Origin of the sequence: Arcobacter ellisii, assembly GCF_003544915.1 — a bacterium.
Classification (GTDB): Bacteria; Campylobacterota; Campylobacteria; order Campylobacterales; family Arcobacteraceae; genus Aliarcobacter; species Aliarcobacter ellisii.
Genome location: NZ_CP032097.1, coordinates 2,736,458 through 2,757,674, shown reverse-complemented (window position 1 = coordinate 2,757,674; position 21,217 = coordinate 2,736,458). Strand labels below are relative to the sequence as shown.

The window sequence follows — 21,217 nt, the reverse complement described above, 5'->3', positions numbered from 1 at the left end:
CTTAAAAATACCCCTCTTGTTTCTTTTTCTCCATTGATGCGTCACCATCAGAGTCTATTAATCTTCCTTGTCTCTCACTTGTTGTACAAATAAGCATCTCTTGAATAATCTCAGGTAATGTTGTAGCAGTTGAATTTACTGCTCCAGTTAAAGGATAACATCCTAAAGTTCTAAATCTTACCATCTCTTTTTTAGCTGTTTTTCTTAATTCTTCAGGCATTCTATCATCATCAACCATGATTTTTGTACCCATATATTCTACAACATCTCTCTCTTTTGAAAAATATAAATCAGGAATAGAGATATTTTCTAAATAGATATATTGCCAAATATCAAGTTCTGTCCAGTTTGATAATGGGAATACTCTAATAGACTCACCTTTTGTGTGTCTTCCATTATAGATATTCCATAGTTCTGGTCTTTGATTTTTTGGGTCCCATCTATGGTTTTTATCTCTAAAAGAGTAAATTCTCTCTTTTGCTCTTGATTTCTCTTCATCCCTTCTAGCTCCACCAAACACTGCATCAAACTGTTGGATGTTTAACATATTTTTTAAACCCTCAGTTTTCATAATATCTGTATGAAGTGCCGAACCATGAGTAAATGGAGAGATATTCATCTCTTGCCCTTTTGGATTAGTATAAACAATAAGTTCCATACCAACTTCTTTTGCTCTTTTATCCCTAAACTCAATCATCTCTTTAAATTTCCATGTTGTATCAACATGAACTAAAGGTAATGGAGGAGGAGCAGGATAAAATGCTTTTTGTAAAAGATGTAACATTACAGAAGAGTCTTTTCCAACACTATATAACATTGCTGGATTTGAGAACTCTGCTACAACTTCTCTCATAATATGCATTGATTCAGCTTCTAGTTGTTTAAGATGAGTTAATCTATCTTTACTTATCAATTTTTCTCCTTTTATTTTTTATGTAATCCACACTCTTTATGTTCTGGGTTTTCCCACCACCATCTTCCAGCTCTTATATCTTCACCTTCTTTTATAGCTCTTGTACAAGGAGCACATCCAATACTAGGGAAACCTTTGTCGTGAAGTTTGTTATATGGAACTCTATTTTCTTTTATATAATCCCAAACATCTTTTTCACTCCAGTTAATCAAAGGATTTACTTTTATAACTTTGAAGTTTTCATCCCATTCAACTAAAGGCATATCAACTCTTGTAATACTTTGAGCTGCTCTTAAACCAGTAATCCAAACTTCAACATTTTTTAAAGCTCTTTTTAATGGTTCAATTTTTCTGATATTACAGCAGTTTTTTCTATTTTCAATACTTTCATATTGACCATTTACACCTTGAGTTTGATAAAGCTCTTGTACTTTTTCACTATTTGGAAAAAATACATCAATTTTTACACCATATTTTAAATTTGTTGCATCCATAACATCATAAGTTTCAGGATGTAATCTTCCTGTATCTAATGTAAATATTGTTGCATTCTTATCTTGTTTTAAAATCACATCAGTTAAAACTTGGTCTTCTGCTGCTAAACTTGAACTTAAAGCTACATTTTTAAATTTTGTTAAAAAATAAGATATTACTTCTTGAGTTGATTTATTTTCTAACTCTTTATTTATATTTTCTATTAATTCTTTACTCATTTTTATAACCTAAATTTGATAATCATTTTCTACTGGTTTTACTTTTCCAAAAGATAGTTTATTCCAAGCTCTTTCGTGAAAATAGTATAAAATCATTTTTGTAATAACTTCTATTGAACCAATTGAAGCTGCCATTACTAAGCTTCCAGTTACAAAATATGAAACAATCATTGTATCAAGTGTTCCAACTGTTCTCCAAGAGATAGTTTTAACAACTGACCTATAAGGTTTTTCGTGCATTTATTTCCTTTTTTATATGGATGAAGAGTTCTTACTCTTCATCATAATTGTATAAACCAGAACTTAAGTATCTCTCACCTGTGTCACATAAAATTGTAACTATAGTTTTACCTTTATTTTCTGGTCTAGCTGCTACAAGTGCTGCAACATGAGCGTTTGCACCTGCACTAATTCCTACAAGTAATCCTTCTGTTAATGCAAGTCTTCTTGAACTTTCGATTGCATCATCATTTGATACTTGAATTACTTCATCATAAATTCCAGTATTTAATACTGCAGGAACAAATCCAGCTCCAATTCCTTGAATTTTATGAGGTCCTGGTTTTCCACCACTTAATACAGGTGATGCTTCTGGCTCAACTGCAATAATTTGTACATTTGGATTGTGAGCTTTTAAAACTTCACTTGTTCCTGTAATTGTTCCACCCGTTCCAACAGCTGCAATGAAAATATCAACTTTACCATCTGTATCAGCTAAAATTTCTTTTGCTGTTGTAAGTCTGTGAATTTCAGGGTTTGCAGCATTTGCAAATTGTTGTGGAATGAAAGAGTTTGGAGTTTGTGCATGTAACTCATCAGCTTTTTCAATAGCACCTTTCATCCCTTTTTCAGGAGCTGTTAATACTAAATCAGCACCTAAAGCTTTTAATAATCTTCTTCTTTCAATACTCATTGATGAAGGCATTGTAAGAATTAATTTAATTCCTAAAGCTGCACAAACAGAAGCTAATGCAATTCCAGTGTTTCCACTTGTTGGTTCGATTACTGTTGTCTCTTTATTGATTAAACCAGCTTTTAAAGCAGCGTTTATCATGTTTGTACCAATTCTATCTTTTACTGAATGTGATGGATTCATAAATTCACATTTTCCTAAAACTGTTGCTCCACTTGCATTACTAGCAGCTTGTAATTTTACTAAAGGTGTATTACCAATTAATTCTGTTATGTTATTTGCGTATTTCATTTTTTGCCTTCCTTAAATATTGTAATGTAAAAATTCGTTATATTTATCTTGATATTCATCTAATTTAGATAGCTGAATATCAAAGATTTTTTTCATACTATTTTTTGACTCATCAAAAAAGATATTCAAAATTGGATTATCTGTTTTTGTGTCAATAATTTTTATATCATCTTCTAAAGCTATCAAAATATCAACTACTTTGATCTCTTCTGGACTCTTTGCAAGGGTGTAACCACCTCTTGCTCCTCTTATACTTTTTACTAAATCAGCTCGTCTTAGTTTACTTAAGAGCTGTTCCAAATAATTTTGAGGAATGTTAGCATTTGCAGATATTTCCTTGATTTGCATGGGACTATCTTCTTGATGCTTACTTAACTCGTACATGGCAGTTAAACCATATACACCTTTTGTTGATATTAGAGGCATTTTTTAGTTTAATGCTTGATTTAGATCTTCAATAAGATCAACAGGATTTTCTAAACCAATAGAAAGCCTAACAGTCACAGGATTAACTCCCGCTTTTACTAACTCTTCTGGACTCATTTGAGAATGAGTTGTTGAAGCTGGATGAGTAATTAGTGATTTACTATCTCCAATATTTACAACAACGCTAAACAGTTTAACGCTATCGATAATTCTTTTTGCTTCTTCAAAAGATTCAACATCAAAGGAGATAAGACCAGATGCTTTTCCACCTTTGAAATATTTTTGAGCTTTATCATAATATTTATTAGATTTTAGCCCTGGATAATTTACCGCTTTTACTTTTGGATGTGACTCTAAGAATTTTGCAACTTCTAAAGCGTTATCAGAGTGTTTATCAACTCTTAATCCTAAAGTTTCTAATGTTTGAATTAAAAGCCAAGAGTTAAATGGAGCTTGAGTTGCACCTATATCTCTTAATAATGCTAATCTAATTCTTAAACAAAAGTTTGGAAGAGGAACATCTGTATAAACTAAGCCATGATATGACTCATCTGGTGTTGTAAAATGAGAATATCTGTTTGAATTTGCTTTGAAAAATTCTGCTAATCCATCTCTTTCTACAACGATTCCACCAATTGCAGTTCCTTGACCATTTGTATATTTTGAAGTTGAATGAACAACAACATCAACACCCCAAGAAATTGGGTTAAATAAAGCTGCACTTGCAACTGTATTATCACAAATTGTTAAAACACCATGTCTTTTTGCAATTTCAACTACTTTTTCAACGTCAGTAATTGCAATTTGTGGATTTGATAATGATTCAAAGAAAATTGCTTTTGTTTTATCATCAATTAACTCTTCTAAATTAGAAGCATCATCACTTTTAAATACTTTTGCACTAATTCCAAATCTTTTAATAGTATGAGTTAAAAGTGTAACTGCTCCACCATATAATTTATCAGAAATAATGATATTATCACCAGCTTCTGCAACGTTTGCAATCGCATAGAAAATTGCAGCTTGTCCTGAAGATGTACAAATAGCTGCTGCTCCACCTTCTAGTTGTGCAAATCTTTGCTCTAAAACATCTGTTGTTGGGTTTGTTAATCTTGTATAGATTGGTCCTAATTCTTTTAATGCAAACAGATTTGCTGCATGTTCACTATCTCTAAACGCATAAGCTGTTGTTTGAGAAATTGGAACAGACATCTCTCCGTTACCTTGTTTTTTATTATATCCTGCATGTATTGCAATTGTTTCTTTTTCCATGTATCTTAATCCTTTTTAAATTAATCAACTTTAATTATGTTGAAATTATAGAACATTTTTAAATCAATGTCAAGTAGTTTAATCAAAATTAATATAATTACCTATAAATAAGTGGTGTATAATTAACTTGATTAAATCAATCAAGATTATATCACATCATTATAAGAATTTGGGTAAAATACCAAAAAATCAATATTTTAGGAAAAGATTTTAATGGAAAAATATAACATCTTTGATGAAATCCTAGTAGATAAAAATGAAGAAAAATTTTTTGAAATTTTTAAAAATGAGAAGATAAAAATAGAAAAAATTGTTTCAAATGGTCAAAAATCACCTGAAAATTTTTGGTATGAGCAAGAAGAGAGTGAATATATTTTGTTACTTGAGGGTTTTGCTATACTTGAATTTGATGATTATGAAGTTGAGTTAAAAAAAGGTGATTGTTTAAATATAAAAGCATTTGAAAAACACAGAGTAAAGTTTACAAGCCAAACAGAGCCAACTATTTGGTTTGCAGTTTTTTATTAAAAAATCACAATTGACCTTCCAAAAGGGATTCTATCTTTTCTATTTGATAAAGCCCAAAGAACTTCATACGATGGAGGAATTCTTGGGAAAATCCCATCACCATCAGTAAAATATAAAAGCATACTACTCATTGGAAAGTTCGCATCTATATAGTCAAATACTGGACGATAATCCGTTCCTCCACCACCTTTTAAAACAAAATCAATATCTTGGGCATTTTTAAAACTATAGTGACCTTGTATTTTTGCATCAGCTATTAGAAGTTCTATATTTACTGCTGGAAAATTTTGCATGATTGTTTTAAACTCTTCTACAAAAGCTGCTAAAATATCCTCTTGAATAGAACCAGATGTATCAATAGCAACTATAAGACTAAGTGTATCACTTGTTAGTGATGGCAGAGCAAAACCACGATATAGATGTTTTTTATTTGGTGGCATAAAAGCATAGTTGTTTCTCATGTGTCTATTTATGGCATTGTATAGTTCAAATTTCCAATCGATATTTTTTGCTTCTACTTTTTTTGCTAATCTTTCAAAACCTAAAGGCATAAGTGATTTTCTTATAGCTACCTCTTTTGCTAAAGTTGAAGCATATTCCCACTGTTCTTCGTCTCTTTCATCTAAGTTTTCTTCTATATTTTTTACTTTTGTAAATTTATTTTCATCATTTTGTTCTTGCTCTTTTTCTTTTTCATCTTCTTCATAAGCATCAAGTCCAGCTTCAATTCTCTCTTTTTTCAAATCTTCATAAATCTCTTCAGCGTACATATTTTTGTATTTTTTATCAAAATTTGCACCTTTTGGGATTTTCATTCCATTTTTAAAAAGGAGATTATTTATAGCAAAATCAGTTGCAAGTTGCCAAAGAAAACCTTTTCTTTTTAGTTTTCTTTGTTGGTGAGATAAGATGTGATGCATAACGCAGTTAGTCAAAACAAAAGACAACTCTTCAATACTACAACTTTCTACAAAAGAAGGATTATATAAAAATCGTTTTCCATTACTAGCATATGCTCTTATATTTTCATTTTCTTCATGTTTTAGTCTTGATGCTAACATTCCAAAATATGGATATTTTGTTGTTAGCTGGCTTTTTGCTTTTGTTAGTAAAATATCTGCGTTCATAATTTATCTAAGCAAAGTATTAAATTTTTTCATCCACAAAGGCCAAGATTTTAGATAATCAAGTTCAATATTTCTTTGTCTTAAATCTTGGATTATCATAACCGCAAACTCTCCTGGAAGATTTAAAGAGTAAGTTACTAGATTGTCTAACTCTTTTGTTCTTGTTTCATCATTTACTTTTAGTGTTAAAGCTGTACATAAAATATGTAAAGCAGAAGTATCAGTTGGAGTTTCAGTCGTTGTTCCTTCAAAAATTGCGTTCATATCTGGTAAATCTTTTACCACAGATTTAAAGCCTAAAAATGAAGCAGCTAACTCTTCACCAATTGCTCCACTAATAAGTGGCATAAGCAGGTCATCTTCAGGTGTTGAAAGTAAAATCTCATTTACATAAGCCCAAGTTCTTGGAGTTGCAAAGGCTTTTGAATCACTGTGAGTATTAAATGTAAAAAGCGCATCAGGTCTATATGAGATAAATGAAATTATTGATAAATCAATATTAGAACTAATTGCCCAACTTCTCCAATCATCTACATTTACTTCCATATCAAGGTGGATAAATCTATTTGCAAGTGGTGCAGCCATTCTAAAAACAACACCTTTATCACTTTCTCTATTTCCTGCTGCAACAATTGCCCAACCATCAGGAAGTTTATATTCTCCAATTTTTCTATCTAAGATAAGTTGATAAGCAGAAGCTTGAACCATAGGTGCAGCAGTATTTAGCTCATCTAAAAACAGAATTCCCTCTTTGATACTACCATCTGGTAAAAATGAAGCAGGTGCCCAAATAGCTGTTTGTGCATTTGCATCAAAAAATGGAATACCTCTTAAATCTGTTGGGTCAAGTAGTGAGAGTCTTAAATCTATACAAGCAATACCTTTTTCACGTGCTATTTGAGAGATTATTGATGATTTTCCAATACCTGGAGGTCCCCATAAAAATATAGGTACTTTTCGCTCACATAGGTGTTCAACTGAACGTTTTATCTTCTGTGGATTCATATTTTATCCTTTATTATTGGCTAAAAAGAATGCAATTTATGTTCCTCATATTTTGAAAGAGTCTAAAAGAGTTCATTGGCTATAATCAAAAAAATGATTTAGGAAATAGTATTGAAAATAGCGATTATTGGCTGTGGAGCAGCTGGAATTATGGCTGCAATTACAGCTAAAAGATTAAATAAAAATTTACAAATAGATATGTTTGATGCAAATAAAGGTATTGGGAAAAAAATCTTGGCTAGTGGAAATGGAAGATGCAATATCTCAAATAGCAAGATAACTTCAAAAAATTTTATAGGAGAAAATCCTGATTTTGTAAATTTTGCTTTAAAAGAGTTTGATTTTAAAGCCTTTGAAAAATTTTGTAAAAGTATTGGACTTTTACTTGATGAGAAAGAGAGTGGAAAAGTTTATCCACTTTCAAATGAAGCAAAATCAGTAACAAATCTTTTGGAGTTGGCTTTAAAAAATTTAGATGTTAATGTTTATTTAGAACATTTCATAAAAGATATAGAAAAAGTTGAAGATAAATTTGTAGTAAAAACTCACGAATTTGAATACAAAAACTATGACAAAGTTCTAATCTCAAATGGTTTAGGTGCAGCTCCTCAACTAAATGCAAACGAGAGTGGTTTAGATTTTGCTTCAAAATTTGGACACTCATATAATCCAACTTATCCATCTCTTGTGGGACTTCAAACTGATAATAACTACAATGGAAAACTTCAAGGAGTTAAAAAAGAGTGTTTAGTAAGTCTGTTTGTAAATAACAATTTAGAGCAAGAGATATTTGGAGATGTACTTTTTACAAGTTATGGAGTTTCAGGTTTTGCGATACTTGATATATCCCAACTTGCAGTTTTAAATCTAAGCTCTTATCAAGATGTAAAAATAGCTATCAACTTCTTTCCAAAAATAAATAAAAATGATTTATCCGACCAAATACAAAGTTTACTAAAAACCGTACCAAATCAAAGAGTTGTAGATATTTTAACTGGAATGGTTTCAAATAAAATAGCTCCTGTGTTACTTGATATTTGTAAAATCAATCTTGATACAAAAGCAAATGAAATAAATGCAAAACAGATAAAAGCAATAGCTTATCAACTAAATCAATGGAAGATGAAAGTTGTAGATACTCAAGGTTTCGCTCACGCAGAAGCAAGTGGGGGAGGTGTAAGAACTGTTGAAGTTGATAATAAAACTTATGAAAGTAAGTTAGTGAAAAATCTATATTTTGCTGGTGAAGTTTTAGATATAGTTGGAAATAGGGGAGGATTTAACTTACACTTTGCGTGGGCGAGTGGGTATCTTGTTGGGAAAAGTTTAGCTAAGTAAAATAGTTCTTTTGCTAAATTTCTGCGTTATCGTCAAAATTGAAATAGTCACATACTTTGTAGTATGCTCCTACTTCAATTTCTCCTCTTGCCTTGAACTTTAACAAAATTTACTATTTTACAAATTTTTCTAATATTTGTTTTCTTTCTTCTTCAGATAATTTTTTAATACCATTTTCAAATTTTTCTGCATAAATTTTTAAATGGTTATGTTCTTTTTCTTCACTTAATAAGTCTTCAAGAACAATCATAAAATCTTGCTTTCCAATTCCAATAAAATCTAAATCTTTAGAAAAAGTAGTTTTAGATAATTTAAAAGCACCTAGTTTAATCAAATAATCTGTCCATGAACAAGTATTTGGGTCAATTTTTGTAAGTTCATCTAATTTACTTTCTTCTGCTAGATAATTTTTATTTTCATTTGAAGGTGATTTTAATACGAGCTCAAAAAATTCAATAGCATTGTATTTATGTTCTATATTATCTAATTTGTTTTCTTGTTGCTCTGGACTGTATAAAACTTTTATCATTTCTTCTAGTTTTTCACTTGATGTTTTCAATGTAGTTAACATAAAGTTTGCTGCATTAACTTGTTCTTTTACTTCTCTATTTTTAAGAAATTCAAAAAACATTCCAGCCCATTGTTTTTTAAGATGTATTTCAATTTCATTTGCTGTTTCAAAAGTTTCAAAAGCATTATTTGTTTTAGATTTTCTAACTTGGTCAATAAAATTAAAGATATTTATTGCATATTCTTGATTTTCTATATTTGGAAAATCTATTTTTTCAGCAAATTCTTTATTTTTGTTTGCTTGGTAGGTATGATGATTATCATATACACCTTTTTTATATAAGTAAAAACAGGGATATTTAATTGTCTAGCAGCATCATATTCAGCATTAGTTATCGATTTTTGCTTATCAATATCATAAGTACCACCGAATCTTCCACCAATTATTAAAATAAATAATTGGCAATTTGAAACTTCATGGATACAAGCTTCATGAGTATGTAAATCAGGATGATAAAAAACGTCTCCGTGTTCACTAAGTATTGGTTCAAATCCAAAACTTTTTATAAATCTACTAATAGAATCTCTAACTTCTTTTAAATCAAAACATGTTGAACTAACAAAAACTTTAGGTGTTGCCATTGATAACCTTTTAATAATTTATTTATTATAAAAAAATAATATTTTATCATGGCTTATAATCTATGAAAAATATTATTAAAAGAATAAAGTTTCAAAACCTTTCTTTCAAAATCACCAACTTCCTAATCTTCCCAAACTCAAAAACACCTTTATCACTAAAAAGTCTATTTTCATCGTCTAGTTTCAAAGGTTTTACATTTTTATAACTTTTGTTTTCATAACTAAAATTAATATAGTTTTTATCAGCTATTGCTTTTTGTAAAAATTTGTATTCTATGTTCATTTATAATTTAGCCTTTGATTTTTTCAATATGTTTTAAAAACTTTGGATTCATATGTTGTGCGTATGTTTCTATTGTATGTCCTTCAAAAATCATATCTATATTTGCACCTGATTTTAAGATGTTTAAAAAAGCATTTAGGTCATTGTTTTGTATTGCATATAAAAGTAAAAAATCAATAGGTGTATTTTCACTTCTATTAAGATTTTTTGAAACATAGATTTTTTTTACAAAAAGTGAAATCTTTTTCAAAATATAAAAAGTTAAAAAAGCTGCGATTATCGCTACAACTATTGGTAAATATAATTTTGTTTCATGGATATAAAAAAGTAAATCTTTTGTGCTTGAATAAAATAAAGCAAGATAATCTTTTAGTATCTCATTTAGATAATTTAAGTGATTAAAATTCATAACTAAAAAATAGATTGATAAAACTAAAGAGGCAAAAACTAATATCAAACTAAAATATTTACTAAAAAAAGAGACTTCGATATTTTCAGGCGATTTTTCAATTTTATAAATATGTAAAATCCTATTTATTGTACTTGGATGGGTTGAAAAACTACTATTAAAAGTATTTCCATTTAAAGCCATTAAAGAGTTCAAACAAAGATACATCGATTCCCAACTTAGAGCTTTTGCACTTTGGTAATCTGAACGATGTTCTATTACTCTTCCAAAAAATCTTTCAATAAGTAAATAAAGAGGTTGTAAAATAAAACTATAAATCATATTTAAACAAAATTGTAAAAATAAAAATATATATGTCACTATAACTGCAAAAAGGGATACAATAGGAATTATAGAGATAATTCTTATTACTAGAGTTGAAACAAAAGTTAGGATATTTGATAAAATAACGGCAACAACTTGTCCTGAAAGAAGTATTAGATTTGGAAGAGAATCCCAATTTATAAGATGTGATAATTCGTGTGCGATTAAACCTTGAAATGCTTTATCTTGTGCTTCTTGGGTATCAAAACTTTTTAAAATATGTTCAACCATTTCAGTTGTAATAATCACATATTTTTTTCTCAAACTCAAAACTGCAAAAGCATTTATCTCTTTACTCTCTTGTAATAAAAAAGTTACGTTTTTTAAATCAAAATTTTTTATTGTTTCATCGAAATTTTTTTGAAGAAAATCTAATTCAGGAATAGTCTTTATTTCAAGACAACCTTTAATAATAGTTTTTATGGTAAATCCATAATAAAAATCCAAACACAAATAAATCAAAGTAAAAATAAACATAAAAATCATTGTGTAAATAAAAATATTGTTTGATAGGTCAAAATTGGATTGGGAATCTAAAAAAAGAATCAATGTCACATGAAAAGGCAACAAAATTACTAAAAAGTTTATAAAAGTAAACAGTGTAGCAATAATCACAGATAGTGGATTTACAAGATAATTAGATAAGATTCGCAATTTTTTAACCTCGAATTTTTTAACTAAAATAATATCAAAAGAGATAAATCTTGTAAATAGAAAATAAAGAGTTTAGAAACTTCTTCCCTCTATATTTTCTTCTATATTCTCATTTCCACCAAGTGCGCCATATAAAGTTATTTGGTTTGTTAAATCTTCAAGATAGGTATTTATAAGTGTTTGTTTTGCATTTATTTTTGTTCTTTGATTAATTAAAACTTCTAAATATGTACCAATACCAACTTTGTATGAGTTTAAAGAGATATCATAACTTTTTGATACAGAATCAACCAACTCTTTTTGTTTTTGGATTTGTTCATTTATTGTTGCTTGGGTAATTAGTGCATTATTTACTTCTTTAAAAGCAGTTTGAATAGTTTTTTCATACTCTAAAAGTGCAATATCTTTTTGAGCATAAGAGTAATCTAAATTTGCACTATTTTGACCACCATCAAAGATTGGTAGAGTTATACTTGGAGCAAATGACCAAACACCAGTTCCTCCATCAAAAAGATTTGATAAACTTTTAGTTGCTATTCCACTACTTGCAGTTAAAGAGATACTTGGGAAAAATGCAGCCCTTGCTGCTCCTATATTTGCATTTTTTGCTTTTAGTGTATATTCTGCTTCCATAACATCTGGTCTATTTAATAAAACTTGTGAAGAAAGACCAGCTTTTACTGGAATTAACCAAGTTTGATAATTCTCAAAACCTTTTGGTAAAAGCTCTTTTGGTAAAGGTTGGGCGATTATTAGCTCTAGTGCATTTTTATCTTGTTCTATTTGTTTTGTATATGAAATTTTTGAAATCTGTGCTTCTTTTAAAGAAGCATTTGCACTTAAAACATCAGCTTTTGAAATAACTCCTGCTTTATATTTTTTTTCATTTAACTCATAAACTTTTTGTAGATTTTCTACGGTTTCATTTGCTAGTTTTAGTTGTTCCATATCATTTGCAAGTGTAATCCAAGCAGTTATTGTTTCGTTTATAAGTGTTATTTTTGCGTTATTTGCTGCATATTTTGTTGATAAATAACTGTTTAATGCACTCTCATTTAGGCTTTTTATTTTTCCAAAAAGGTCAATTTCGTAAGAGGTACTAAGATTTGCATTGTAATTTTGTGAGATTGAAGTTGTGTTTGTTGAACCTAAACTTTTTGCTCTTGTTGTATTTGCGTTTGTGTTGATTGTAGGAAAATTATCTGCTTTTGAAACTCTATATGTTGCCCTTGCTGATTCTATATTTAAAATAGCTATTTTTAAATCTTTGTTGTTTTTTATAGCTAATTCAACTACTTTTTTTAGAGTTTCATTTTGAACAAAATTTTCCCAAGAGGGTTTTATCTCATTAATATTTGAGGTTGAATTATTTTCTATTTTTGTATTCCACTCTTTTGGAATTACATTTGAATCAACAGGTTCTAACTTTGGCTCTAAAGAGGCACATCCATTAAAAATAAGGATTGAAAGAAGTATTGAAATATTTGTTTTTAACATCTTAAATTACCTCATTTTTTAATTGTTTTTCATTCGATGAAAATATTTTTTTGATTAGAACATAAAACAGAGGAACAAAAAATATCGCTAAAATGGTTGCACTTAAAGTTCCACCAACAATTCCAGTTCCTATTGAAATCCTACTATTTGCTCCAGCTCCCGTTGATATTGCCAAAGGTGTAATTCCAGCAATAAATGCAAGAGAAGTCATAATTATTGGTCTTAGTCTTAAAGTTGCTCCTTCGATTGCTGAACTAATAAGAGGTTTACCATTTTTATAAGCAGTATCAACAAACTCAATAATCAAAATTGCATTTTTTGAAACCAATCCTATGGTTGTTAAAAGTGCAACTTGGAAATAAACATCATTATCTAAACCTCTAAAATAAACAGCCATAACTGCACCAACAACTCCTAAAGGAACAACAAAAAGAATTGAAAATGGCACAGACCAGCTCTCATAAAGTGCAGCTAAACATAAAAATATAATCAAAATAGAAACAGTATATAAAAGTCCTGATTGACCAGTAGAAAGTCTTTCTTGATATGAAACTCCACTCCATTCGTGCATTGTTCCTGATGAGTAGTTATTTGCTATTTTTTCTATCTCATCCATAGCAACTCCTGAACTAACTCCAAGTGCTGCTGAACCTTGGATTTGATATGAAGCAAAACCATTATAACGAGTTAGTTCTTCTGGACCAAAATCCCATTTTATATTTGAAAATTCTTCAAATGAAACCATATCTCCATTTGAGTTTCTTACATTCCAAGCATATAAATCTTCAGGTTTTGACCTAAATGGTGCATCACCTTGAATATAAACTCTTTTTACCCTTGACCTATCAATAAAATCATTTACATAAACTCCACCCCAAGCAGCACTTAAAGTATCATCAATATTTGATAAAGAAAGACCTAATGTTAAAGCTTTTTGTATATCATAATCGATTTTTAGTTGTGGTGTACTGTTTGTTCCATCTGCTCTTACTGAACTAATTTTTTCATTTTTTGAAGCATCTTCTAAGATTTTTTCTTTTATTTCATTTAGCGCTGTTCTTGAAGTCATAGCATCTGCTTGAAGTTGAAACTCAAAACCATCTGTTGAGCCTAACCCTTGAACAACAGGAGGATTCATAGAAATAACTCTTGCGTCTCTTATAAAATAAGGAGATTTTGGATTAGAAAAAGTTTTCATGGCTCTTTGTCCTATAACTTCTGAACGATTTTCTTCACCTTTTCTTAAATCCCAATTTTTTAAAGAGATAAAAGCTGTTCCAACATTTTGACCACTACTTCTACTACTAAAACCTGAAATTGTAAAAATATTATCAACATTTGAAGCTTCTTCTTTTAAAAAATAATCTTTAATAGTTTGGGCAACTTCAACTGTTCTTGAAGTAACTGCACCTTCAGGAAGTGTGTATTGAATCATTAGTGAACCTTGATCCTCTTTTGGTAAAAAACTTGTTGGCAGTTTTATAAAAACATATGCCAAAGCACCAATAATAACACTATAAAAAACCATCCATTTTATAGGATTTTTTAGTATGCTACTTAAACTATTTTTATATCTTAAAGTAAAAGTTTCAAAGAGATTCCCAAACCAAGAGATAAAACCTTTTGAGTTCTCTTCTTTATGTGGTTTTAAAATTGTTGCACATAAAGCAGGTGTTAAAGTTAAAGCAACAACAACTGATAAAACCATAGAAGAGATAATAGTTATTGAAAATTGTCTATAAATAACTCCTGTTGAACCACTAAAAAATGCCATTGGTAAAAATACAACAGATAAAACAGTTGCAACTCCAATTAAAGCACTAGTGATTTCTTGCATGGCTTTTATTGTTGCTTCTTTTGGTAAAAGATTATACTCTTTCATATTTCTTTCAACATTTTCAACTACAACAATAGCATCATCAACTAAAAGACCAATAGATAAAACCATACCAAACATAGTAAGAGTATTTATTGAATAACCCAAAATATTTAAAATTCCAAAAGTTCCAAGTAAAACAACGGGAACAGCAACCGCTGGAATAAGTGTTGCTCTATAATTTTTTAGGAAAATATACATAACTAAAACAACTAAAATAATCGCTTCGATTAGAGTTTTTACAACCTCTTTTATAGAAGCTTGTATAAAAGCTGTTGTATCTCTTGGATATGTGATTTCATATCCTAAAGGAAGATTTGGTTCATATTTTTTTAAAAACTCTTTAATTCTATTTGAGGTTTTAATAGCATTTGCACCTGATGCTAATTGAATTGCAATACCAGTTGATGGAAATCCATTTAGATTTGTGATATTACTATATGATTGACTTCCTAATTCAATCCTTGCAACATCTTTTAGTTTTACAAATGAACCATCACTATTGTTTTTAACTATTATATTTTCAAATTCACTTACAGTTTTAAATTTTGATCTAGCTGTTACAGTTACAGCTAATTGTTGGTCACTAACAACTGGTAAACCTCCTAAACGACCTGCTGAAGCTTGTGAATTTTGAGTATTTATAGCTGATTGTATATCTGAGGGCATTAATTTAAAGTTTTCAAGTTTTTTAGGGTCTAGCCAAATTCTCATGGCATATTGTCCACCAAAAACTTGAACTTCTCCAACACCATCAATTCTTGAAATACTATCTTGTAAATTACTTACTAAAAAGTCTGCAATATCCTCTTTATTTGCTTTTCCAGTTGAATCATATAAAGAGGCTAAAAGTAAAAAATCTGATTGTGATTTAGTTACTCTTACTCCTTGTCTTTGTACGTCATCAGGTAGTCTTGAAAGTATTTGTTGCACTTTATTTTGAACTTGAACTTGAGCAATATCAGGGTCTGTTCCTTGCTCAAAGGTAACACTTATTTTTGAATTTCCCGAAGAACTACTACTTGAAGAAAAATAAATCATTCCATCAAGACCTGTTAGTTGTTGTTCAATTATTTGAGTTACACTATTTTCAACCGTTTGAGCAGATGCTCCGGTGTAAGTTGTTGAAATATTTATTTGAGGAGGAGCAATATCAGGATATTGTTCCACTGGAAGTGTATATAAAGAGACAGTTCCAGCTATCATAATAACTAAAGAGATAACCCAAGCAAAAATAGGGCGATTAACAAAAAAACGAGCTATCATTTTATTAATCCTTTTTTATATCTATATATTTTGTAGTTACATCAATAGGATTAACTTTACTTTTTGCAGTTATTTTATTTAAACCTTCAATAATGATTTTATCTTCACTTGAAATACCATTTGTAACTAACCATTTATTCCCAACAGCTCTTTCAATAGTAATTATCTGTTTTTTTACACTATTGTCATTTTGAATAATTGTAATAACTGGATTTGCTTTTTCATCTCTTGAAACAGCTTGTTGTGGAACTAAAAATGCTTTTGTATCAATAGCTGAATCAATAACTGCTTTTACAAACATTCCAGGAAGTAAAATATTTTTTTCATTTGGAAAAGTTGCTCTTAATGTCACACTTGCTGTACTCTCATCTACAAAAACCTCTTGAAGTTGTAAAGTTCCTTTATGTTCATAAGTTGTGTTATCACTTAAAATCAGGCTAACATCAGAACTCCCTTGTATTACATTATCTTTAGTTAGTAATTTTCGTAAAGTTAAAAGTTGAGCTTGTGATTGACTTAAATCCACAAAAACACTATTTGTATCTCTAATTGTTGTTAAGGCTTCAGTTTGATTTGATGATACAAGTGAACCTAAAGTTATAGTTGAAACACCAATATATCCAGAAATAGGTGCTTTTATATTTGTTCTTTCAAGGTCGATTTTTGCACTTTCTAGTGCTGCTTTTTTCTCTTCAACATTTGCTATTGCTTGAAGATATGAAGCTTTTGCATCATCAAGTTCTTGTTTTGAAATACCATCAAATTTTAATAACTCTTCATATCTTTGCACTTTTAATTTAGAACTCTCTATTTGTGCTTTTGCACTTTCAAGTGATGCTTTTGCTTGATTGTAAGAGGCTTGATAAGAAGTAGAATCAATTTTATATAAAATATCCCCTTGTTTTACCTTTGAACCTTCTGTAAAAAGTTGCTTTTTTATAATTCCACTAATTTGTGGTCGAATTTCAGAAACAAATTTGGCTTTAACTCTTCCTGATAACTCTTGTTGTAAGGCAATAGATTGCTCTTTTAGTGAAATATATCCAACTTCAACAGCTTGAGGTTGAGTATTTGTAGGAGTTTTTTTTTCACAGGCTGTAAATATAAAAAGAGTTGTTAGAGTAAAAATAATGAAATGTAGTTTTTTAAACACAAAAAAATCCTTGAAAATAAATTATAAGATTTTAATGTATGAAGTTTAATTGAATATTAATATAACAAGTAGAATAAGAGAGAAAACTCTCTCTTATATAAAAATTGGTAATTATTTATCCATAACTTTTTCAGAGCAAATAGCAATAGCTTCTTTTACAATTGTGCTATCAATATTTGCGATTGATTGAACAGTTGAAGCTTGAGAACATAACTCTTTTGCTTTATCCATAGAAGAAACAGTAGTATTATTTGATTTTACAGTTGTTGCTAATTTTTCTCCTAAAGCTTCAGAAGTTAATCCAGCTGAACCAGCAGCAGTTTTTGAAAGTGATTTTACATCTGTATCACCGTTTAATGCAGCAGTTCCAGCAGCTGTACCAGCATTTTTTAAAGCACCACCAATATCAAAAGCTAATAATGTGCAAACAGATAATGCAGATGCTAAAATAATTTTTTTCATAATAATAATCCTTAAAATAAAGTGTGAGATTGTATTATTTTATTATAAAAATAAACTAAATTGATTTTGCCCAAGTTATGATTTTTCTATCTTCTTGAATAATATGTTGAACAAGTGCAATATCAATAAGTTTTGCAAGCTCTTTTTCAAATAACTCTTCATTTAAACTAGGAAGTCTTCTTACTAAACTATTTATATCTTCAATTATTTTATGATGAAGTTTTTTATGCTCTTTTATATTTGGATAATTAATCTCTTGCATATACTCCTCTTCATGTTTAAAATGAGTTTTCATATAATCATAGAGTTTAGTTAAAACATTTTTTATTTTTTGTGCTTTTTGCTGAGGTTCAACTTCTATAAACGCTTCTTGTGCTATATCAAATAGTTTTTTATGCTCAGCATCAATTGCAGGATTTTGTACACTATAAATCTCTTTCCACCCAAAGTTTTTCTTTAAATCATCAAGATTAGTATTCCAAAGTTGGATTTTTTTATCTTCTAAAATAATATGTTTTATAAAATATTCTTCAATAAAGTTATATAAAGATTTTTGTATTTGTTCTAATTCCATAGTGTTTAGTTCAGAGACTAAGTTTGTTAGCATATTTAACATATTTTTATGTAAAAATTTATGTTCTTCAATATCTGGATAACTTATATTTTCCATATATTTTTGTTCATTATTAAAATGAGTTCCAACATAATCAAAAAGTTTTGTAATAACTTTTTTTAGTTTATCGATCTGGTCTTTGTCATTTTTTAGTTTTGAAGTATTTAAAGCTTCCCTTGCAATAGAAAATAGATCTTGATGTTCTCTATCTATTGTAAAGTTGTTTATATTGTATTCAGATTTCCAAATAATAGAAATATTATTAGTTTCTTGTTTCATAATCTACCTTCTGTTAGTGAAAATATTATATAAGATTAAATATTAAATATAAGAATAAAAAAGATTTTATTATTTTATTGAAACTTAAAAAATAGCTAAAATAAATTTGTTTATATAAATATTACAAGTTTTATTTTAAAAAAGTTGAATATAATACGAAAAAACTAGGAAAGCATTTAAAAATGAGCAATATAAATTTAATAGAAAAACCAATAACAACTGAACAAGAAAAATTAGTTCAATCAGAATTTAATACAAATGTAGCTTTTTATGTACACTTAAAAGCATATGATAATAAAGTAAGAGAAGAGTTAGAAAAAAGAATTACAGAAGTTTTCTTTTTTACAAGAGGAATTGACTGGAAATTTGATAGTTTTGGAATAGAAAAAGCAGGTTCAAGAGGAACTGAAGTTTTAGGATATTTTATTTTTAGAGCAGTAGAAACTGAAAAATTACAAAAACTTTTTGTTGAAGAGTTTAAAGATTATGATAATGCGATAAAAATTACTTGTTCTGTTGCAAAATATCAAAAAGTTGAAGAATCATTTTTTGATTTAGAAGTGTAAAGATTAGGAAAACTCCTAATCTTTCAATAATTTATGAACTAAAAATTTCACCAAAGGTGAAATAATAGTAATAACTGGAAAAGCTACAAAAAAGGCTTTAACCCAAGCTTCGAGCCAAATTAATATAAATCCATCAATAAAACCTAAATTTATAAATGTAATTACAAAACTCATGATGAAACTCATTATAAAACTCATTACAAAAGCAAAAACTATTCTTTCATATTTTCTTTTTATTATCATTAAAATCCTTTTATTTATATGTTCTAATAATCAAAAATGAGATTATAGAAATGAATGTTATACTTAAAGCAATAGGTAAAAAAGTATCATTGTGATAACTTAGTGCTATTGAAGAGATAATCGCTCCCAATCCAAACTGTAAAACACCAATTACTCCAGAAGCAACTCCTGCATTTTTAGGAAAGTGTTCTAAGGCTAATGCCATACAATTTCCAAAAATAAATGCCATCATACTCATATAACTTGCAATTAAAATTACAATTAAAATCAAACTAATATTTTCTTGAGTGAAGATAAATATGATTCCAACAACTATTTGTACGAAAATAGCTGTCTTTAAAATAAGTAAATCATTATATTTTTTTAGTAAGTTTACATTTACTTTTATCATTAAAACCAATAAAATAAAATTTATTCCAAAGAAAAAAGGAAAATAATCTGTTGGGATTTTAAAATGCTCAATATAGATAAATGAAGTCTTTGCAATAATAATAAAAAATCCACCAAAACTAAATCCAAGTGTTAACATAGCTTTCATTGCTGTTTTATGGGTTAATACTATTTTATATGATTCAAAAATATTTTGTTTCACATATGTATAACTTTCAGGTAAATCTTTATATATAAAAAATGCAACTACTAAAGCATAAAGTGTTAAAAATATAAATACAGCTTCCCAAGAGAAAAAGTGAATAATAAACGCTCCAATAGCTGGTGCTAAAAGTGGAGCTAAACTTCTTACAATTCCAATTAGTGAAAATACTTTTGCAGCTTCTGCTCCATGAAATCTATCTCTTACCGCAGCAGCTGCATTTACAACTACAATTCCTCCAAAAAATGCTTCAAAAAATCTATAAATCCATAACTCATAAATTGTTGTACTAAAAATTATTATAAAACTAAAAAGGGCATAACCTAAAAGACCAAAAATTGAACTAAGTTTTCTTCCATATTTATCAGAAATTGGTCCACCAAAAATTTGTCCAATTGAAAAACCTATTAAAAAGATTGATAAAGATAACTCTATTTTATCAATACTAACATAAAGTGATTTTGCAATTTCAGGAATCGAAGGTAAATAAGTATCAATTCCCATTGGTGCAACAGATGATAAAATGGACAATAAAACTATTAAATATAAATGATTAATTGATTTTCGCATTATAACTCTTCAACATTTGATGCAACTTTTTCAAGTAAATTAACAAGTACATTTACTTCTTCATTTTCTAAATTTGAAAATAGGGTAGTTCTAAACTCTTTGACTTGAGTAGCACTTTTTTCTAAAATCTCATTTCCTAGTTTTGTAAGTTCAATTAAATTTGTTCTTTTATCTATTTGTTTTTTTAAAATAAACTTCTTTTTTTCTAAAGTAGCAAGAGTTCTACTTATAGTTGTTTTATCTTTTCCTAAAATATGTGCGATTTTTGTTTGATTTACATCTTTTTCATATTTAATAATTTCAAGTGTTGCCCTTTGTTCAGGGGCAATATCAAATTGATTTAATAAGTGTGTAAATTTATTATTGATTTTATTTGCTGCTTGGTTTATTTTAAAACCAAGAGATTTTTGTAATTCATAAGCCATAATTATTCCTTTAATTGTATATGCAATAGTTGCATATACAACCTTTAAGAATAATTAATTTTCTAGTGTAATAATCTTATCAAGTCTAATTTCGATTCCATTTGCAAGTATCAAAAACTCTTCTTTATTTTTTGTTCTAAAATCTACAATAAAATCCTCAACAACTTTTTCTTCATAATAATCAAGATAAGTAATTTTTGTTTTAACTTTTTTTACAGCTAATTCTTCAAGTTTATCGTATAATTGACATGCAATTGGAATATATTTATCTGCCACGTAAATCCTTTA

Annotated in this window: 24 protein-coding genes; 3 read left to right on the top strand and 21 right to left on the bottom strand. The window is 28.6% G+C overall.

Annotated elements, in window-relative coordinates:
• Nucleotide 1 precedes the first annotated feature (1 nt).
• The 6 genes from cysD to AELL_RS13990 are packed head-to-tail and all read right to left on the bottom strand — an operon-like array spanning nucleotide 2 to nucleotide 4,528.
• Nucleotides 2-913 (bottom strand): sulfate adenylyltransferase subunit CysD, encoded by a 912-nt coding sequence (gene cysD / locus AELL_RS14015; protein WP_118918548.1) that lies wholly within the window; start codon nucleotides 911-913, stop codon nucleotides 2-4.
• Between the two features lie 11 nt (nucleotides 914-924).
• Nucleotides 925-1,626 carry a phosphoadenylyl-sulfate reductase gene (locus tag AELL_RS14010; protein ID WP_118918547.1) on the bottom strand — a complete coding sequence of 234 codons (702 nt, stop codon included), beginning with the start codon at nucleotides 1,624-1,626 and terminating at the stop codon, nucleotides 925-927.
• A gap of 9 nt (nucleotides 1,627-1,635) precedes the next feature.
• A complete protein-coding gene (locus AELL_RS14005; RefSeq protein ID WP_118918546.1) occupies nucleotides 1,636-1,866 on the bottom strand; it encodes a DUF2061 domain-containing protein in 231 nt (76 codons plus the stop codon).
• 31 nt (nucleotides 1,867-1,897) lie between these two features.
• A complete protein-coding gene (gene cysK, locus AELL_RS14000) occupies nucleotides 1,898-2,830 on the bottom strand; it encodes a cysteine synthase A (RefSeq protein ID WP_118918545.1) in 933 nt (310 codons plus the stop codon).
• Nucleotides 2,831-2,842: 12 nt separating this feature from the next.
• Nucleotides 2,843-3,256 carry an RrF2 family transcriptional regulator gene (locus AELL_RS13995; RefSeq protein WP_118918544.1) on the bottom strand — a complete coding sequence of 138 codons (414 nt, stop codon included), beginning with the start codon at nucleotides 3,254-3,256 and terminating at the stop codon, nucleotides 2,843-2,845.
• A gap of 3 nt (nucleotides 3,257-3,259) precedes the next feature.
• Nucleotides 3,260-4,528: an O-acetylhomoserine aminocarboxypropyltransferase/cysteine synthase family protein gene (locus tag AELL_RS13990; RefSeq protein WP_118918543.1), complete on the bottom strand. Its 1,269-nt coding sequence runs from the start codon at nucleotides 4,526-4,528 to the stop codon at nucleotides 3,260-3,262.
• 213 nt (nucleotides 4,529-4,741) lie between these two features.
• Between AELL_RS13990 and AELL_RS13985 the strand changes: the two genes are divergently transcribed.
• Nucleotides 4,742-5,056, top strand: a complete 315-nt coding sequence (locus AELL_RS13985; protein ID WP_118918542.1) for a cupin domain-containing protein — start codon at nucleotides 4,742-4,744, stop codon at nucleotides 5,054-5,056.
• On the opposite strand, the gene AELL_RS13980 is transcribed toward AELL_RS13985, so the two are convergent.
• On the bottom strand, nucleotides 5,053-6,183 hold the full coding sequence (locus tag AELL_RS13980) for a vWA domain-containing protein (RefSeq protein WP_118918541.1): 1,131 nt from the start codon (nucleotides 6,181-6,183) through the stop codon (nucleotides 5,053-5,055). The genes AELL_RS13985 and AELL_RS13980 overlap by 4 nt on opposite strands.
• A gap of 3 nt (nucleotides 6,184-6,186) precedes the next feature.
• On the bottom strand, nucleotides 6,187-7,188 hold the full coding sequence (locus tag AELL_RS13975) for an AAA family ATPase (protein WP_118918540.1): 1,002 nt from the start codon (nucleotides 7,186-7,188) through the stop codon (nucleotides 6,187-6,189).
• Between the two features lie 111 nt (nucleotides 7,189-7,299).
• Between AELL_RS13975 and AELL_RS13970 the strand changes: the two genes are divergently transcribed.
• Nucleotides 7,300-8,526, top strand: coding sequence for a BaiN/RdsA family NAD(P)/FAD-dependent oxidoreductase (locus AELL_RS13970; protein WP_118918539.1), 1,227 nt, complete (start codon nucleotides 7,300-7,302; stop codon nucleotides 8,524-8,526).
• A gap of 112 nt (nucleotides 8,527-8,638) precedes the next feature.
• Here AELL_RS13970 and AELL_RS13965 read toward each other — a convergent pair whose 3' ends face one another.
• The 9 genes from AELL_RS13965 to AELL_RS13925 form a co-directional block, all read right to left on the bottom strand.
• Nucleotides 8,639-9,157, bottom strand: coding sequence for a hypothetical protein (locus tag AELL_RS13965; RefSeq protein WP_118918538.1), 519 nt, complete (start codon nucleotides 9,155-9,157; stop codon nucleotides 8,639-8,641).
• Between the two features lie 146 nt (nucleotides 9,158-9,303).
• A complete protein-coding gene (locus AELL_RS13960; protein WP_118918537.1) occupies nucleotides 9,304-9,678 on the bottom strand; it encodes a DUF4062 domain-containing protein in 375 nt (124 codons plus the stop codon).
• A gap of 91 nt (nucleotides 9,679-9,769) precedes the next feature.
• Complete coding sequence (locus AELL_RS13955) at nucleotides 9,770-9,961, bottom strand: hypothetical protein (protein WP_118918536.1); 192 nt, start codon at nucleotides 9,959-9,961, stop codon at nucleotides 9,770-9,772.
• Nucleotides 9,962-9,968: 7 nt separating this feature from the next.
• Nucleotides 9,969-11,210: a M48 family metalloprotease gene (locus AELL_RS13950; protein WP_164967196.1), complete on the bottom strand. Its 1,242-nt coding sequence runs from the start codon at nucleotides 11,208-11,210 to the stop codon at nucleotides 9,969-9,971.
• A 249-nt stretch (nucleotides 11,211-11,459) separates the two neighbouring features.
• Nucleotides 11,460-12,884, bottom strand: coding sequence for an efflux transporter outer membrane subunit (locus AELL_RS13945; protein WP_118918534.1), 1,425 nt, complete (start codon nucleotides 12,882-12,884; stop codon nucleotides 11,460-11,462).
• A gap of 1 nt (nucleotide 12,885) precedes the next feature.
• Nucleotides 12,886-16,026 carry an efflux RND transporter permease subunit gene (locus tag AELL_RS13940; RefSeq protein ID WP_118918533.1) on the bottom strand — a complete coding sequence of 1,047 codons (3,141 nt, stop codon included), beginning with the start codon at nucleotides 16,024-16,026 and terminating at the stop codon, nucleotides 12,886-12,888.
• A gap of 4 nt (nucleotides 16,027-16,030) precedes the next feature.
• Entirely contained in the window at nucleotides 16,031-17,179 is a 1,149-nt protein-coding gene (locus AELL_RS13935; protein WP_118918532.1) for an efflux RND transporter periplasmic adaptor subunit, read from the bottom strand.
• A 111-nt stretch (nucleotides 17,180-17,290) separates the two neighbouring features.
• Nucleotides 17,291-17,641, bottom strand: a complete 351-nt coding sequence (locus AELL_RS13930; RefSeq protein WP_118918531.1) for a hypothetical protein — start codon at nucleotides 17,639-17,641, stop codon at nucleotides 17,291-17,293.
• A 55-nt stretch (nucleotides 17,642-17,696) separates the two neighbouring features.
• Nucleotides 17,697-18,533, bottom strand: a complete 837-nt coding sequence (locus tag AELL_RS13925; RefSeq protein ID WP_118918530.1) for a bacteriohemerythrin — start codon at nucleotides 18,531-18,533, stop codon at nucleotides 17,697-17,699.
• A 182-nt stretch (nucleotides 18,534-18,715) separates the two neighbouring features.
• Between AELL_RS13925 and AELL_RS13920 the strand changes: the two genes are divergently transcribed.
• A complete protein-coding gene (locus AELL_RS13920) occupies nucleotides 18,716-19,099 on the top strand; it encodes a hypothetical protein (RefSeq protein WP_118918529.1) in 384 nt (127 codons plus the stop codon).
• Between the two features lie 15 nt (nucleotides 19,100-19,114).
• On the opposite strand, the gene AELL_RS13915 is transcribed toward AELL_RS13920, so the two are convergent.
• The 4 genes from AELL_RS13915 to AELL_RS13900 are packed head-to-tail and all read right to left on the bottom strand — an operon-like array spanning nucleotide 19,115 to nucleotide 21,205.
• Entirely contained in the window at nucleotides 19,115-19,342 is a 228-nt protein-coding gene (locus tag AELL_RS13915; RefSeq protein ID WP_118918528.1) for a DUF2798 domain-containing protein, read from the bottom strand.
• Between the two features lie 10 nt (nucleotides 19,343-19,352).
• On the bottom strand, nucleotides 19,353-20,504 hold the full coding sequence (locus AELL_RS13910) for a multidrug effflux MFS transporter (RefSeq protein WP_118918527.1): 1,152 nt from the start codon (nucleotides 20,502-20,504) through the stop codon (nucleotides 19,353-19,355).
• Nucleotides 20,504-20,929 carry a MarR family winged helix-turn-helix transcriptional regulator gene (locus AELL_RS13905; protein WP_118918526.1) on the bottom strand — a complete coding sequence of 142 codons (426 nt, stop codon included), beginning with the start codon at nucleotides 20,927-20,929 and terminating at the stop codon, nucleotides 20,504-20,506. Before AELL_RS13905 ends, AELL_RS13910 begins: the two co-directional genes overlap by 1 nt.
• A 54-nt stretch (nucleotides 20,930-20,983) precedes the next feature.
• Entirely contained in the window at nucleotides 20,984-21,205 is a 222-nt protein-coding gene (locus tag AELL_RS13900) for a hypothetical protein (RefSeq protein WP_118918525.1), read from the bottom strand.
• Nucleotides 21,206-21,217: the final 12 nt, after the last annotated feature.